The sequence below is a fragment of the Trinickia violacea genome (assembly GCF_005280735.1).
In the GTDB taxonomy this organism is placed as follows: Bacteria; Pseudomonadota; Gammaproteobacteria; order Burkholderiales; family Burkholderiaceae; genus Trinickia_A; species Trinickia_A violacea.
On record NZ_CP040078.1, the window covers coordinates 817,698 to 832,688 of the forward strand.

Annotated in this window: 13 protein-coding genes; 10 read left to right on the forward strand and 3 right to left on the reverse strand. The window is 63.2% G+C overall.

Annotated elements, in window-relative coordinates:
- Positions 1 to 51: 51 nt before the first annotated feature.
- The 8 genes from FAZ95_RS25725 (at position 52) to FAZ95_RS25760 (ending at position 10,340) form a co-directional block, all read left to right on the forward strand.
- A complete protein-coding gene (locus FAZ95_RS25725) occupies positions 52 to 717 on the forward strand; it encodes a cupin domain-containing protein (RefSeq protein WP_137335334.1) in 666 nt (221 codons plus the stop codon).
- Between the two features lie 334 nt (positions 718 to 1,051).
- Positions 1,052 to 1,354, forward strand: coding sequence for an EF-hand domain-containing protein (locus tag FAZ95_RS25730; protein ID WP_137337589.1), 303 nt, complete (start codon positions 1,052 to 1,054; stop codon positions 1,352 to 1,354).
- A 129-nt stretch (positions 1,355 to 1,483) separates the two neighbouring features.
- Positions 1,484 to 3,040 (forward strand): efflux transporter outer membrane subunit, encoded by a 1,557-nt coding sequence (locus FAZ95_RS25735; RefSeq protein WP_137335335.1) that lies wholly within the window; start codon positions 1,484 to 1,486, stop codon positions 3,038 to 3,040.
- A complete protein-coding gene (locus FAZ95_RS25740; protein WP_254700283.1) occupies positions 3,024 to 4,154 on the forward strand; it encodes an efflux RND transporter periplasmic adaptor subunit in 1,131 nt (376 codons plus the stop codon). The genes FAZ95_RS25735 and FAZ95_RS25740 overlap by 17 nt, the downstream gene beginning before the upstream one ends.
- Positions 4,151 to 7,279, forward strand: coding sequence for an efflux RND transporter permease subunit (locus tag FAZ95_RS25745; protein ID WP_137335336.1), 3,129 nt, complete (start codon positions 4,151 to 4,153; stop codon positions 7,277 to 7,279). The genes FAZ95_RS25740 and FAZ95_RS25745 overlap by 4 nt, the downstream gene beginning before the upstream one ends.
- An 18-nt stretch (positions 7,280 to 7,297) precedes the next feature.
- Positions 7,298 to 8,011 (forward strand): response regulator, encoded by a 714-nt coding sequence (locus tag FAZ95_RS25750; RefSeq protein ID WP_137335337.1) that lies wholly within the window; start codon positions 7,298 to 7,300, stop codon positions 8,009 to 8,011.
- On the forward strand, positions 8,008 to 9,354 hold the full coding sequence (locus tag FAZ95_RS25755; RefSeq protein ID WP_254700284.1) for an ATP-binding protein: 1,347 nt from the start codon (positions 8,008 to 8,010) through the stop codon (positions 9,352 to 9,354). The genes FAZ95_RS25750 and FAZ95_RS25755 overlap by 4 nt, the downstream gene beginning before the upstream one ends.
- A gap of 221 nt (positions 9,355 to 9,575) precedes the next feature.
- Entirely contained in the window at positions 9,576 to 10,340 is a 765-nt protein-coding gene (locus FAZ95_RS25760; protein ID WP_175425758.1) for a DUF4410 domain-containing protein, read from the forward strand.
- On the opposite strand, the gene FAZ95_RS25765 is transcribed toward FAZ95_RS25760, so the two are convergent.
- A complete protein-coding gene (locus FAZ95_RS25765) occupies positions 10,333 to 10,563 on the reverse strand; it encodes a hypothetical protein (protein WP_137335340.1) in 231 nt (76 codons plus the stop codon). The two genes, FAZ95_RS25760 and FAZ95_RS25765, sit on opposite strands and share 8 nt — an antisense overlap.
- Positions 10,564 to 10,718: 155 nt before the next feature.
- Between FAZ95_RS25765 and FAZ95_RS25770 the strand changes: the two genes are divergently transcribed.
- On the forward strand, positions 10,719 to 11,546 hold the full coding sequence (locus FAZ95_RS25770) for a hypothetical protein (protein WP_137335341.1): 828 nt from the start codon (positions 10,719 to 10,721) through the stop codon (positions 11,544 to 11,546).
- A gap of 36 nt (positions 11,547 to 11,582) precedes the next feature.
- Here FAZ95_RS25770 and FAZ95_RS25775 read toward each other — a convergent pair whose 3' ends face one another.
- A complete protein-coding gene (locus FAZ95_RS25775) occupies positions 11,583 to 11,951 on the reverse strand; it encodes a tetratricopeptide repeat protein (protein WP_137335342.1) in 369 nt (122 codons plus the stop codon).
- 1,346 nt (positions 11,952 to 13,297) lie between these two features.
- Positions 13,298 to 14,086, reverse strand: coding sequence for an AraC family transcriptional regulator (locus FAZ95_RS25780; protein WP_137335343.1), 789 nt, complete (start codon positions 14,084 to 14,086; stop codon positions 13,298 to 13,300).
- Positions 14,087 to 14,222: 136 nt separating this feature from the next.
- Between FAZ95_RS25780 and FAZ95_RS25785 the strand changes: the two genes are divergently transcribed.
- Positions 14,223 to 14,987, forward strand: a complete 765-nt coding sequence (locus tag FAZ95_RS25785; protein ID WP_137335344.1) for an alpha/beta fold hydrolase — start codon at positions 14,223 to 14,225, stop codon at positions 14,985 to 14,987.
- Positions 14,988 to 14,991: the final 4 nt, after the last annotated feature.

Genomic DNA, 14,991 nt, shown 5'->3' on the forward strand with positions numbered 1-14,991 from the left:
GATCGTTGCGGGTATATTTGCCGGTTCTGACATCTGCGACGAGACGAGGGCATGAAAAAGCAGCCGGAAAAGAAAGACAAATCCGCAAAGGAAGAGAAATCCGCAAAGAAAGAAAAATCGCCAAAGAAAGGCCAATCCACGAAGAGCAGCCCGTCCAAAATACAGAGCGCACTGCCCTATGTCGTGAACGTCGACAATGTCAGGGAAATCGAGCGCTTGAACGGCGAGCACTGGGGCAGCGCGTGGAAGCCGCTGACACCGGCGCTCGATTCGATCCCTGGCCGCCTCGGCGCCAACCTGACACGTTTGCCGCCGGGCCGCACGGCCTGTCCGTTTCATGCGCATGCACGCGAGGACGAAGTGTTTTTCGTGCTGTCCGGTCGCGGGGTTTTGCGTTACGGCAATGCGCTCCAGGAAATTCGCGCCGGGGACTGCATCTCGTGCCCGGCCGGTATGGGCGTCGCTCACCAGCTCGCCAATCCGTTCGACGAGGATTTGCTCTTTTTCGCTGTGGGACTGAACGACCCGCATGAGGTCTGTACCTATCCCGATACCGGCAAAGTGATGATCCGCAGCTTGAACAAGGTTGCCCGGCTGGCGGAAACGCCTTACTTGGACGGCGAGCCGGATACGCCGCGCGTGCTGGAATTGGCGCGATCGATTGCGGGTGTGTCGGTGGGCAAATCGAAAGGCAAAAATAAGAAGCGCAAGCGTTGATTTGCGGTGATGGATTGAGTGTGCAGGCGGGGAGGCGATCTGAGCTTATGTACGATTTCGCCGATATGTACGACAAAATCGTACACGTGCAAAAAAACGTACAAAACGTACATAAGCTGCTGATTTAAATAATTTTTATGTTGCAGTCCAACGTGCGCGACTGGCCGTGACGCAAGGTCCCGGTTCCCTTTTTTTCCGGCGACATCCCACGACATAATTCCCAAATTGCCTTCCCAGCCTCCGTGGCCAAGAATTCGCCCTGCCGTCGAACGCATCGCAGCACACCGCCAGCGACGTTTCGACACCCAACCCCACGGAGAACCCCATGAACGCCATCCACAAGATGATCGCCATCCAAGCGCTGTGCCTTGCCTCGACCTGCGCCTTCGCTCAAACCGCGCCGCAACCCGGCATGGGCAACATGAGCCCGCAGAAGATGGAGCGCATGGCGCAGCAGCTGCAGACCCGCTTCGCGAACGCGAACACCACCCACGACGGCAAGCTCACGCGCGAACAGGCCGCCAGCGGCATGCCGATGGTCGCCAAGCACTTCGACGAGATCGATACGCAGAAGCTCGGCTACGTGACGCTGCCGCAGATCGCCGCATTCGTCCAACAACGCGGGGTAGCGAACTGAATCGCGCAAACATCGGATGGATCGTAGGCGTGTCGCGCGCCGTGCCTCGCCGCGTGCGGGACATTGCGTGCAGAGCGGCTGCCGGCCGCCTGGATCCGTGTATCGACCTGGCCTTAGCGAAACAACGCAATGAAACCTGTCACGTCACGTCGGTTGTGGCTCGCTTGTGCGCTGTGCACGGCGCTCGCCGGCTGCGTGACGGTCGGCCCCGACTTCAAGCAGCCTGACGTCACACTCGAAGATCAATGGTTCGAGAGCTTGCCGCCAGCGGCGCAAGCCACGCCCGCCGCCGAAGCGGCCTGGTGGAAAGCGTTCAACGATCCGGTTCTGACGGCGCTCGAACAGCGCGCTTATGAGCGCAACATCTCGATTCAAACCGCAGGGCTCAACGTTCTCAAGGCGCGCGCGCAACTGTCGATCAGCGACGAAAACCTGCTGCCGCAGCAAGGCGGCGTGTCGGTGGGCGCGAACCACATCAACAGCAGCGGCGTCGGCCCGGTTCCGCCTGCGCACTTGTGGGCCCAGCATGCGAAGTCCAACGTGAGCTGGGAAATCGACTTCTGGGGCAAGTATCGCCGGCAGATCGAGTCGGACACGGCCGCGCTGCGCAGCTCCGAAGCCGCGTATGACAACGCGCTCGTCTCCCTGTTCGGCAACGTGGCCAACGCCTATATCGACTTGCGAGCGCTCGAGCGGCGCATCGTCATCGCGCAGCAGAACCTGGATTCGCAGCAAAAGAGCCTCGATTTGACGAAGGCGCGTTTCAAGCACGGCTCGGTGAGCCAGCTCGATGTCGAGCAGGCCGCGACGCTCGTCGCCGAAACGCAAGCGCAAATTCCGCCGCTGATCAAAGGCCGTGCGCAGGATCGCGACACGCTTGCCTTGCTGCTCTCCGATACGCCCGAAGCAATCGAAGCGATGCTCAAAGATTCGAGCGGCATTCCCGTCGCGCCGACGCAAATCGATGCCGGCATTCCGGCCGATCTGCTGCGCCGCCGTCCCGATGTGCGTGAGGCCGCGCTCAATGCGGCGTCGCAATCGGCGCTGATCGGCGTCAACAAGGCGAAGCTGTATCCGTCGCTGTCGCTGACGGGCCTGTTGGCGGCGTCGTCGGGCGAGGAGCAGGCGCTTGGGTTGACGTCGTTGGGGGCCAAGACGATCGGGCTTTTCTCGGCGAGCGTTTCGATACCGATTTTCAATCGCGGACAACTGAAGAACGCCGTGCGCATTCAAGACGCTGCGTTCCAGGAGGCGGTGCTCAATTACCAGAACACCGTGCTGCAGGCGCAAAAGGACGTGGAGGACGCGATCGTCAACCTGCGCACGACGCTCGACGCGCTCGACGCCACCGCGCGCGCGGCCGATGCGTCGCAGCGCGCGCTGAAACTGGCGAACGCGCAGTACCGCGCGGGCAAGGTGACCTACGACACCGTGCTCGATTCGGCCCGCTCGCTGCTGAAAGACGACGATTCGCTCGCCCAGTACCAAGGGCAGGCTTCGCTCGCGGTCGTGCAGCTCTATATCGCGCTCGGCGGCGGATGGGAAGTCGCCAAGGACCAGCCGGTCGTGAGCGAGCGCATTGCCAAGGAAATGGCGCAACGCACCGATTGGGGACGGCTCATCGAACCGCCCAAGGGCTCGTCGTTTGCGCGCACCAGTGGAGACCCGCTTGAAACCGGAAAATAAAGGCGTCGCGGCGCGGTCGCGGACCGCGTTGACGGCCATCGCGCTCTCGTTGCCGTTGCTGAGCGCGTTGAGCGCGTGCAGCGGTCACGATTCGGCAAGCGCAGCGTCCGCAGCCGAGGCGCCGACTACAGCGGCCCGGCCTAGCGTCACCGTCACGCACCCCATCGCGCGCGAAGTGCAGCCGCAGATCGATCTGACGGGCACCGTCGCGCCGTCCGCGACCGTCACGCTCGTGGCGCGCGTGCAGGGCGCGCTCAAGGAAATCGGCTTTACCGATGGCTCAAATGTGAAGCAAGGCCAGTTGCTCTTTCGCATCGAGCCTGACTCGTACCGCGCGCAACTTGCTTACGACCAGTCCGTGCTCGACAACGCGGAGCAAAACCTCACACGCGAGAAGCAACTGACATCCGACCAAGCGACGTCCGTATCGTCGCTGCAAAACGCGCAGGCGACGCGCGACCAAGCCCGCGCCAAACGCGACATGTCGCGCATCAATCTCGGCTATACGGAGATTCGCGCGCCGTTTGCCGGTCGCATCGGCGCGCGCGCATTCGATGTCGGCAACGTGGTCGGCACCTCGGCGGACACGACCAAGCTCGCGACGCTCGACCGCATTCAACCCGTCTACGTGAACTTCACGCTGAACGAGCGCGACGCGAACCGGATCGGCCTTTTCACAAAACCGCCGCGCACGGTGCGCGTGAACGTATTGGGCGCACCGGCGGCAAAAGGCGACGACGCGGCGCTCGAATTCGTCGATACGCGTATCGATTCGGGAAGCGGCACGCTCTCGCTGCGCGCGGATGTCGCCAATCTCGACTCGCATTTGATCCCCGGCATGTCCGTCGAAATCCACATTCCCGCGGGCCCGCCGCAAACCGTGCTGCTCGTGCCCGACGCCGCGTTGCGGCGCGATCAAACCGGCGCCTCGGTGTTCGTTGTGAATGCGGCAGGCGAGATCGAAAAGCGCGCAGTCGTCACCGCCGGGCTCTACGACAACCTTCGCGCCGTCACCTCCGGCCTCGAGCCCGGCGATCGCGTGGTGACGAGCGGCGCGCTCGCCGTCCCACCGGGCGCCAAGGTGCAAGCAGTGAACGCGCAGGGGCAGTCATGATTCGCTTCTTTGTCGAACGGCCGGTATTGGCGAACGTCATCGCCGTGATCGTGATGCTGCTCGGCGCGGTGGCGATGATCAACCTGCCGATCTCGCAGTACCCGCCGATCACGCCGCCTACGGTGCAAGTCGTCGCGCGCTATCCGGGCGCGAGCGCGGCGACGCTGATCGACCGCGTCGCGCTGCCGATCGAAACGCAGGTGAACGGTGTCGAGAACGCGCTCTACATGCAGTCGACGAGCACCAACGACGGCACCTATACGCTGACGATCACATTCGCCGTCGGCACCGATGTCGACAAGGCGCAGGTGCTCGTGCAGAACCGCGTGTCGGCGGCCACTGCGCAACTGCCGCAAGCGGTGCAGCAGCAGGGCGTGACGGTGAAGAAGAAGTCGACCGCGATCCTCCAGCTCTACACGCTGCAATCGAACGACCCGAAATACGATTCGCTGTTTCTCGGCAACTACGCGGTCATCAGTCTGAAGGACGCGCTCGCACGCATTCCCGGCGTCGGCGATGTAACGGTGTTCGGCACGGGGCAATACAGCATGCGCGTGTGGCTCGATCCGCAGCGCCTGGCCGAGCGCAACCTGACCGCCGCCGACGTGATGAATGCGATCCAAAGCCAGAACCAGGACGTGAGCGCGGGCCAGCTCGGCTCGGAGCCGGGCGCGGGCGGCCAGGCGTTTCAACTGACGCTGACGATGGAAGGCGGCTTGACCGATCCGCACCAGTTTGACGACATCATCATCAAGGCGGACCCGTCCGGCGGCGGGCGTTTCATCCGCATACGCGATGTCGGCCATACCGAACTCGGCTCGTCGAGCTATAGCCAGTTCTTCAACATCGACGGCAAGTCGGCCGCCGGCATCGCGATCTATCAATTGCCGGAGGCGAACGCGCTCGAAGTCGGCAACGCCGTGAAGGACACGATGGCGCGCCTGGGTGCGCAGATGCCCAAGGGGGTCACGTATTCTTTGCCGTTCGATACGACGCGCTTCGTCCGGCAATCGGTGAACGACGTCTACAAGACGCTCTTCGAAGCCGCCGCGCTGGTGCTCGTCGTGATCCTGCTGTTTCTGCAGAACTGGCGCGCGATGCTGGTGCCCGCCACGACGATTCCCGTGACGATCCTCGGCACGTTCGGCGCCATCTACGTCATGGGATTTTCGATCAACCTGCTCACGCTGTTTGCGATCGTGCTCGCGATCGGGATCGTGGTCGACGACGCGATCGTCGTGGTCGAAGGCATCACGCAGCACATCGAGCGAGGCAAGTCACCGAAGCAAGCTGCGATCGACGCGATGCACGAACTGCTCGGGCCGATCGTGGGCATCACGCTGGTGCTCGTGGCGGTGTTCCTGCCGTCGGCGTTTCTTGGCGGCGTGACGGGGCAGATGTATCGGCAATTCGCGCTCGTCGTCGTGACGACCACGATCATCAGCGCGATCAATGCCGTCACGCTCAAGCCGGTGCAGAGCGCGAAATGGCTGAGGCACAAGCCGCCCGGCCGGCCCAATATCGTTTATCGCGTGTTCGAAGCCGGCTATGGGCGGATGGAACGGTTCTATGTGGGCGTGGTGTCGTGGCTCGTGCATCGCAGCATGCTCGCGCTGGTAGTGGCGCTCGCGCTTGCTGCCGGTTCGGGGTATTTGCTCACGCGTGTGCCGACGAGCTTCATTCCGCTCGAAGACCAGGGCTACATGCTGATCGCCGCGCAACTGCCGGATGCCGCGTCGCTCTCGCGCACACGCGAGGTGAGCCACGAAATCGAGCAGCGTATCGGGCCGATTCCCGGCGTCGATCACGTGGTGTCGATCGGCGGCATCTCGGCGCTCGACAATAACGCGTCGCTGCCGAACTCCGTGCTTGTCTATGTGACGCTCAAAGACTGGAGCGTGCGCGGCAAGGGCGAGGACTTGCGTTCGCTTTACGAGCGCATGAACGGCGAACTCGCGAAGTTGACCGACGTGAATTCGATCGTCATCGTGCCGCCGCCGATTCAAGGTCTGGGCAACAGCGGCGGCGTGCAGATGCAGGTGTTCCTCACCGACGGCTCGCAGGACTATCAGCGCCTGCAGGACGCGACCAATGCGCTGATCGCGAGCGTCGAAAAGCGCCCCGAGCTGCAGCGCGTGTTTACGCCGTTCCGCGCGTCGGTGCCGACCGTCGAGCTGACGCTCGACCGGGCCAAGGCCGAGTCGCTGCAGGTGCAAGTCGGCGACGTGTTCGGGATGCTGCAGGACTATGTCGGTTCGAGCTACGTGAACCAGTTCACGGCGTTCAATCACACGTTTCCGGTCTTCGTGCAGGCCGACGGCCAATTCCGCCGCGAAACCGACGACATCCGCCGACTCAAGATTCGGAACAACAGCGGCAGCATGGTCGAACTCGGCACCTTCATCGACGCGCATCCGAGCATCGGTCCCGCGGTCGCGACGCTCTACAACCTCACGCCGTCCGCGACGGTCAACGGCAACCCGGCGGCCGGCTACAGCACCGGCCAAGCGATCGCCGCGTTCGAGCAGGAAGCGAAACGCGTGCTGCCGCCGGGCGTCGGCTACGACTGGACCGCGATGTCGTACCAGGAGAAGCTCGTCGGCAACTCGGCGTACTGGGTGTTCGCGATCGGCGTGCTGCTCGTGTTCTGCGTGCTCGCCGCGCAATACGAAAGCTGGCTGCTGCCGGTCGCCGTCGTGCTGGCCGTGCCGCTCGCGCTGCTCGGCACCGCGACGACGCTCGCCGCGCTCGGCGTCGCGAACAACTTGTACACGCAGATCGGCCTCGTGCTGCTGATCGCGCTCTCGGCGAAGAACGCGATCCTGATCGTCGAGTTCGCGCGACAGCGGCGCAAGGACGGGGTGAGCATCGTCGACGCCGCGATCGAAGCGGCGCGCCTGCGCCTGCGGCCGATCATGATGACGTCGTTTGCGTTCATACTCGGCGTCGTGCCGCTCGTGGTCGCCACGGGCGCCAGCGCGAGCGCGCGCCGCTCGCTCGGGATCGCCGTGTTCTCCGGTATGCTGGCATCCACCTGCATTGCCGTGCTGTTCATTCCGTCGTTCTATGTGTTGCTGCAGCGGCTCGCCGAGCGTTGGGACGCACGTCACCCGGCGCACGATTGAGTCATGGAGATAGCCATCATGGACCGTCCCGCCAAGATCATCGTGCTCGACGACGAAGCCGAGCTGCGCAACATGCTGCAGCGCTTTCTGACGCAGCACGGATTCGAAGTGCGCGTCGTCGAGGATAGCCGCCGTCTCGATCGCTATTTGCAGCGCGAGCCCTACGATCTGCTCGTGCTCGATTTGATGATCGGCGAAGAAAACGGCCTCGAGATCTGCAGCCGCTTGCGCGCGGAAGGGCAGACGCTGCCGATCCTGATGCTGACGGCCAAGGGCGATCCGCTCGACAAAGTGGTCGGCCTCGAGACCGGCGCCGACGATTACCTCGCGAAACCGTTTCTGCCGCGCGAGCTGGTCGCGCGGATCAAGGCGCTGCTGCGGCGCCAGAAGATCGCGGCGGGCGACCCCACGGTGACGACGCAAACGGTGCGCTTCGGCGATTTCAGCCTCGATGTCGGTAAACAGGAACTCATGCGCGCAGGCGAGCGGGTCGAAATGCACTCCGCGCAGATGCAATTGCTCGTCGCGCTGGCGTCGTCGCCGAACCGGCCCGTGAGCCGCGATAACTTGATGGCGCGCGCCCGCGGACGCGAGCACGAAGCGCTCGATCGCAGCATCGACGTACAGGTGCTGCGCCTGCGGCAGATGGTCGAAGCCGACCCGTCGAAGCCGCGCTTCATCAAGACCGTATGGGGCGTGGGCTACATGCTGATCGCGGACGTCGAATCATGAGACGCCGCTTGCTGCCGAAATCGGTGCTCGCGCGCAACATCGCGCTGCTGATCGTGGTCGTGATGCTGAGCCAGGTGTGTTCGTTGGTGGTGCTCGTGCATTACGTGCAGAAGCCGCGCGTGGAGCGTGCGGCGACGGTGTTCGCGAACTATGTCGCGCTGCTCGATTCGCTGCTCGATGTCGTTCCGGATCACGCACGCGATGCGGTGATCGCACGCTTCGATGGGCGCAAGACCCCGCCCGAAGAGGCCGCGTCCGCGCCGACGCCGAATCCCTTGATGCTCTATCACTCGTATCAGCGCGACGTGTTCCTCGACAGCCTGCGCCAGCATCTGCCGGGCGACATGCCGGTGCGCTGGCAAAGCGAAGGCGGGACGCGCTTGTGGATACGGATGCATGCGATGAACTCGTCGTATTGGATCGCGCTGCCGCTTCCCGAGGATGCGCAAGGCGAAGGCCTCGAAGTGGCGATCCTGCTTTCGCTCGGTCTCGCTGCTGTCGCCGCGTTCACGGGCTATCTGCTCCAGCGCCACCTGAACCGGCCGCTGCAGGACCTCGCGAGCGCCGCGCGCCACGTGAGCGCGGGCGACACGCCCGCTCCGCTGCCGACCAACGGCCCCACGGAAATCGCCGAAGTCAGCACGGCGTTCAATCAAATGACGGCGGCGTTGCAGCAAGCCGAAGCGACGCGCGCCGTGATGCTCGCGGGCATTTCGCACGATATCCGCACGCCGCTCACGAAATTGCGGCTTGCCATGGCCATGGCGCCCACCGATCACGGCGACGACAGCTTCACCATTGCCGCCGAATCCTATCTCGACCAGATCGATACGATCGTGCAGCAGTTCATGGACTTTGCGGGCAGCAGCGAGCGTGAAGCGCCGCAGCGCGGCGACGTGAACGCGCTGGTGAACCGGCTCGCGGGAGACTTTGCCGGGTTGGGCCACGAGTTCGAATTGACGCTAGGCGACGTACCCCAATTTCCGTTTCGTCCGATCAGCATGATGCGCTTGCTGATGAATCTGATGCAGAACGCGGTTGTGTACGGGCGTGTCGGCCTTTCAGTGCGGACGTGGTTCGATGCGGGGACGGCTTATGTCGCGGTGGGCGATCGCGGCGAAGGGCTGACGGTGCAGGAGCTCGAGGCACTGAAAGCGCCATTTCAGCGCGGGCGCAATGCCCGCACACATAGCGGCGGGACCGGTCTCGGGCTGGCGATCGTCGAGCGGATCGCGAAGCTGCACGGCGGCACAGTGCAGTTTCATGCGCGCGAGGGCGGAGGGCTGGAAGTATGGGCCGTGCTGCCCGTCGACCCTGCGGCGAGCACTGCCAAGCATCGCTGAGCCGGTGACATTGCGCGACACAATTCTCGAATAGTCATGCGCGGGGCGTTCAACCATACTTCGTTCCGCGTGCAGGAGCCTTGTTAAAACCACATCAGAGCAGGCGCATCACGCATCGGTGAGATCTGCGATGACGGAAGCCATACAGCGTGTTTCCAGTCATCGGCTGATACGTATGAGCTAACGGCGGCACGCCACTGTTGATGACAAGGCTGAACATTGTGCTTACTTCATTCGAATTCGTAGGAAAAAAGGCGGCGCGCTGCGCCACGGTCGCGCTGACGTTCGGTGCGTTGCTGCTGGGCGGTTGTGCGTCCGGCATCACCAACCAGGCGCAGTACAGCGCGCAGCCGCAACTGCATCCCGACAGCGTCTACGTCTACACCTTCCGGGTGATGCCCGATCAAGTGAAGCTCGATACGAGCGGCGTTGCGCAGAAACTCAAGGCGCAAATGAGTGGCGCGTCGCCTGAAGCGGAGCAGGCCGAGGCGGCCATGGAAGTGCGCGAAGCCTTGACGAGCGAAGTCGTGCAGAAGCTGCAAGCGATGGGGCTGCGTGTGATTCGCTCCGACTCGCCGCCGCCCGCCGATCAAAACGTCCTGATCGTGCAGGGCAGCGTCTCGAAAGCGGATGAAGGGAATCGCCGGCGCCGCGTCGTGATCGGACTTGGCGCCGGCAAGAGCGAAGTCGCTGCATCGGTGCAGGTGCTCTACAAGCAGGCGGGCGGCGCGCCGATGTTCGTGCAGAGCTTCGATGCCAGCGCGGATAGCGGCAAGATGCCGGGCGTCGCGGAAACGGCTGGCGTCGGCGCGGCGGCGGGTCATGTGGCGACTTCGGCGGCGGTCGGTGGCGGCTTGCACGGCATCGGCGAAGTGAAGCACGCCACGCTGACAGCGGTTTCCGAGAAACTCGCGGACAAGATCGCCAAGCAAGTCGGCGAGATCGGCGTGAGCCAGGGCTGGATGGCGGCGGATCGGGTCAAATGACGGGGTAAGTGACGGGCCAGCTGACAATCGCGAGGCGCGGCCCGTCGCAATGCCTGACCCAAGCGCATTCCGCTTGCAGATGCCACGCTTCGCTCAATCCACTCAATACCGCTGCTTTACCGCGTGAAGTGTGCCGCCCGATGCGCTGGCACGCTTCACAAAATTCGACGATTTTCAATCGAAGCGACGCATCCTGTATCTCTTCCGCAAGTTCGCGAAGCATGCGCGGGTCCATGCGGCACGCGACCTTCCAGTTCGACTCGGCGAGTGCATCGTAGGGGGTCGAGAATTAGGCGGAAATGAGGTTTAGCGTCTATACCAGAGGAGTGCATCCACAAGAGAGAAACGATTAAGCACGCGGGGCAAAGAGGAATCGAGATGTCTCATGAACTCTACGTTCAGGCGCTGAGCGCGATGTTCCTGTTCTGGAACGGCGCGCGGGTTCTCACCTACTTGCCCACCATCGGCAAACTGTTGGCAAGGGAAACCGATGTGCGCAGCTACAGCCTCCTGAGCTGGGGGAGCTGGGTACTCAGCAACGGGACGTTCGCGCTCATGCTGCTCGAAATGAGCCGAGGGGTGCCGAATCAAATGTTCTGGATGAATGCCGCGAACACGCTGATGTGCCTCGTGGTGTCTTTCATCATCGTTCACCGGCGTTTCCAGCAGTTGCGCGCGTGCGTGAGCGGGCAGGACGAACCGCAGGTGCAGCGCAGGCGTCTGGTGGTTTGGGGGACGACCACGGGGATCTTGTCCATTGGATTCGCGAGCGCCGTCGCGTATGGAGTATGGGCCGGGCAGGAGCAGCGCGGTCAGGTCGCTATGCGGGCGGGCGCGCACCCAGCGCTCGAGACGGCGGGCCCGGTTGCGGTGACGCCATCAACCGCGGCGTCTCAGCCTTCCGTGCTCGCATCGGCGCCGTTGACGGCCACGACTGCAGCCGCCGGTGCGCGGCTCGCGTCAAATGCGTCCGTTGTTCCGTCCGATAGCAGCGCAGCAGCCCCCACGCATTCCGCGGCGCCGAAAGTGGCCGCTGTGCAGCCCGTGCATGCAAACAGAGCCGCCGATCCGAATCACCGTCATGTTGCGGCACGTGGCGTTAGAACGGACAGCGACTTGTTCACGCGCGTGAGCTTCTTTTTTCGTCACGTGATTTATCGGGGGCACGGCGCGAAAAGCCGCCGGTATGTCGACGATCATCCTTGACTTAAGTGCCTTCGCGCGCAACGCGGCTTCGCACGTTCAATGGTAGCCGGGGGGCATCACAGGGCCGTCCGGCATGTCGGGGCCCGGGCCCGCCGGCAGGTCCATCGCGCCGGAACCGACGATCGAGCGCTGGACCATCGCCTTCGCCTCCGCACTGCTGCTGTCGATCGCGAGCGCTTTGCCCGCGTTGTGCCACGCGCAGCGCCATTGATGCTGCGCGGCGCAGCCGCGTGCGGCAATGAGCGCGTCGTCGCGGTTCTGTTCGCGCGACATCAAGTCCTGACGCAGCATGAACGCTTCGCTGTTGTTGGGGTCCGCTGCGAGGGCGCGATCCAGTGACCCTTGAGCGCTTTTCAGATCGTTCTTCTGCATGCTCTGCCATGCGGCGGCAAGTTCATGCGGCACCGCCTCTCTGCGTTGCGAGTCGCGCGATTCGCGCGACGATGGAGCGGGCGGGGATGGGATTCTCGAGCGCGTGTTCGCGTACATCGGTGGCGAGGGCACCGGCGCTGGGGCGGAATTGGCGCTGAGTCTCCGCGTCGGCGAAGGCGGTTGCGGCACCTGAGCCGTGTAAGCCGAAGCAGGTGGCGGATGGGGTACCGAAGTCGGCTGTGCCTGCGCGATTGCCGCTTGTGCAGGTGCGGGTGACGGTTCGATAGTTGCTGGCGCCGCTGGAGTCGGTGCCGGAGCGGGAGCGGTTACGGTTGGTGCCGGCGCAGTCGGAACCGGTGCGATGGCGACGTGTGCCGGCGCAGATGGCGCTGGAGCCGGAGCGGCTGCGACGGGCGCAGGGGTGCTCGGCTTCGGCGCAGCCGGAGCCGGAGCCGGAGCCGGAGCCGGAGCCGGTTGTGAGACACGCGGAGCCACCGCCGGTTGCTGCGAGGGTGGCGGTGGGGTCATGGCCAACGCTTGAGGCGAGGGCGAATTTTTCGTGGGGGGCGGTGTTGCTTGAGCGTGATCCTCGGCCCCGGGTGTCACCGAGCCCACTGACGTGTGCATCAACACATCGCGTGTGTGCTGTTCCGTTTTATCGCTCTGCTGACTTAGCAGAATGGAGCCGCCGAACAGCACGACGAACGCCAGCAGCGTGATTCCCGTGCCGGTTTTCAGGCCCCACTGACGCGTGTTGTCATACGTCGCCGTGCTCGAACCGCCACCGCCGTGCGCAGCCGCACCGGCCGGCATGAAAAGCGGTACTGGACGCGGCGGACGAATCGCATCGCCGAGCGGCACGTCTGCACGCTCGTTCTTTGCCCATGACTTCGCATTGGGGAACGCAAGCATCGCATTCGCACCGCAATGCGGACAGAACGATACGGGTCTCGATACACGGCCGCCGCACTTGCGGCACGTCGCGGAAAAAGTCGAATTGGAGGCGGTTGGACTACTCATCGCTGATTCTGTCCCATGCAAAGCGGCGGGCGTTCTTGCTGACCGAGTCGACGTGTGGATTTCGCAATCGCCGAGACTCTCAGGTCCTTTACCGAAGTAAGCGATTGGTACGCTTTATTGAACCGTGCGCGACGACAATAGAACCGAACCAGTGACCAATATGTGTCTGTTTACTCGGAGCGTCAAGAAACGTAGCACTTTGAAACGTAGCACTTTCACGCCGGCAAAATCCGCCATAAATGTAAGATTTCGTTATTTAATTCGTAGACCGTAGTAATGATTCTTGAGAGGTGACTTTGTCTTTCGGCTCGAAGTGATTGATGTGTTGCCGGTTTTTTGATCGACCGAAACGTGCTCGATCAATGCGATTCGGGCCGGTCTTTGAAATAGCGGCTCGGCGGTGCGCCGAGTACGCGCTGGAATAGCGCCGTGAATGCGCTCGGACTGCTGTAGCCGAGATCCAACGCCACGTTGGTGATGCTCTCGCCGTCGCCAAGCCGCGTGATGGCGGCGAGCAGGCACGCTTGCTGGCGCCACTCGGCAAAGCCAATGCCGGTTTGGGCCCTGAAAAAGCGGGTAAACGTGCGCCGGCTCATGTTGAGCGCATTGGCCATGTCGTCGATGTCGACTTGCAAGGACGGCTGATCGAGCAGCGCGCGGCACAGGCGTGCGAGCGCCGCGTCGGCAGGCAGCGGCGCATTGAGGGACAGCTTCGGCATCACCGCGATCTCTTCGACGAGCAGCCCCATGATCTTGCCTTCCCGTCCATCGAGGTCGTAGTGCGCCGGAAGATCGACGGCCTCGGCGATGAGATTGTGCAAAAGAGGCGATACGCCCATCACGCAGCACGCATCGGGAAGACCTTTCTCATCGGCGTCCTCTGCGGCGACGAACGTGTTCAGCATGGTCACCGGACCGCGGATACGCATTTCGTGCACGACGCCTGCCGGTATCCAGCACGCGCGCGTGGGCGGAACGACCCAATTGCCCTGCGACGTATACATGCTGATCGTGCCGGATGCCGCATAGGCAAATTGTCCCCGGCGGTGCGTGTGGGCGGTAAAAAAGGACGATGCGGGATAGTCGTTTGCGGTAACGACTACGGTTCGCGGAATGTCTTCGTAGGGGTTGAGCAGGGTGTCGCGCATGGCCCGAAGTCTACAGAAATTGACCCTGAGCAGAAAGCGGGCCGACGTGGGCCTCTTTACGATTAGGCCAGCCTTTGCATGACGTTGCGGCGCATGGCTCGCTTCTCTCTCTTCTCTCTTTTCTTAAGGAGGCTAAATGATCAATACGTTTCATCGCGTGGGGACAGGCCCGCATCCCGTCATCGTCCTGCACGGCTGGTTCGGCGATGCCCGCTCGTTTGCGCCCATGGAATGCGCGCTCGATCACGACACCTTCACCTACGTCTTCATGGACTACCGCGGCTACGGGCAGATGCAATCGGCGCACGGCGACTACACGATCGACGAAATCGCGAACGATGCGTTGGCGCTCGCTGACGCGCTCGGCTTCGACACGTTCAGCCTGATCGGCCATTCGATGGGCGGCATGGCGATCGAGCGCGTGGCGATGCTAGCGCCGAAGCGTGTGCGGATGCTGATTCCCGTGGCGCCGGTCCCGTCATGCGGCGTCGAGTTCGACGATAGCCGGCGCACGCTGTTCGAATCGGCGGTCGAGCAGATCGAATGCCGTCAGGCCATCATCGATCGAAGCACGGGGCACCGCCTTCCTGCCGCCTGGGTGCGGGCGAAGGCGATGTATTCGTGGACCCATTCATCGAAGCGCGCATACGGTGCGTACCTCGAGGCATGGAGCAGCGCTAACTTCAGTGAGGCGATCAAGGGTGTCCCTTACCCCGTGCGCGTGTTGATCGGCGAGCACGATCCGACCTACAACGCGGCGTTGATGAACGCGACCTACCTCGCCTGGTATCCCGACTCGAAGCTGGAAGTCCTGCCGAACGCCGGTCACTATCCGATGGATGAAGTGCCGCTCGCGTTGGTTGCGAGTCTCGAGCGCTGCTTGCTGAGCGCGAAAGTCTAGCGCG

Bases quoted from the DNA above. Each gene is read 5' to 3' on its own strand.
- FAZ95_RS25785 (WP_137335344.1), top strand. From the start codon at position 14,223: ATGATCAATACGTTTCATCGCGTGGGGACAGGCCCGCATCCCGTCATC.
- FAZ95_RS25755 (WP_254700284.1), top strand. From the start codon at position 8,008: ATGAGACGCCGCTTGCTGCCGAAATCGGTGCTCGCGCGCAACATCGCG.
- FAZ95_RS25745 (WP_137335336.1), top strand. From the start codon at position 4,151: ATGATTCGCTTCTTTGTCGAACGGCCGGTATTGGCGAACGTCATCGCC.
- FAZ95_RS25735 (WP_137335335.1), top strand. From the start codon at position 1,484: ATGAAACCTGTCACGTCACGTCGGTTGTGGCTCGCTTGTGCGCTGTGC.
- FAZ95_RS25770 (WP_137335341.1), top strand. From the start codon at position 10,719: ATGTCTCATGAACTCTACGTTCAGGCGCTGAGCGCGATGTTCCTGTTC.
- FAZ95_RS25780 (WP_137335343.1), bottom strand. From the start codon at position 14,086: ATGCGCGACACCCTGCTCAACCCCTACGAAGACATTCCGCGAACCGTA.
- FAZ95_RS25750 (WP_137335337.1), top strand. From the start codon at position 7,298: ATGGACCGTCCCGCCAAGATCATCGTGCTCGACGACGAAGCCGAGCTG.
- FAZ95_RS25725 (WP_137335334.1), top strand. From the start codon at position 52: ATGAAAAAGCAGCCGGAAAAGAAAGACAAATCCGCAAAGGAAGAGAAA.
- FAZ95_RS25765 (WP_137335340.1), bottom strand. From the start codon at position 10,563: ATGCTTCGCGAACTTGCGGAAGAGATACAGGATGCGTCGCTTCGATTG.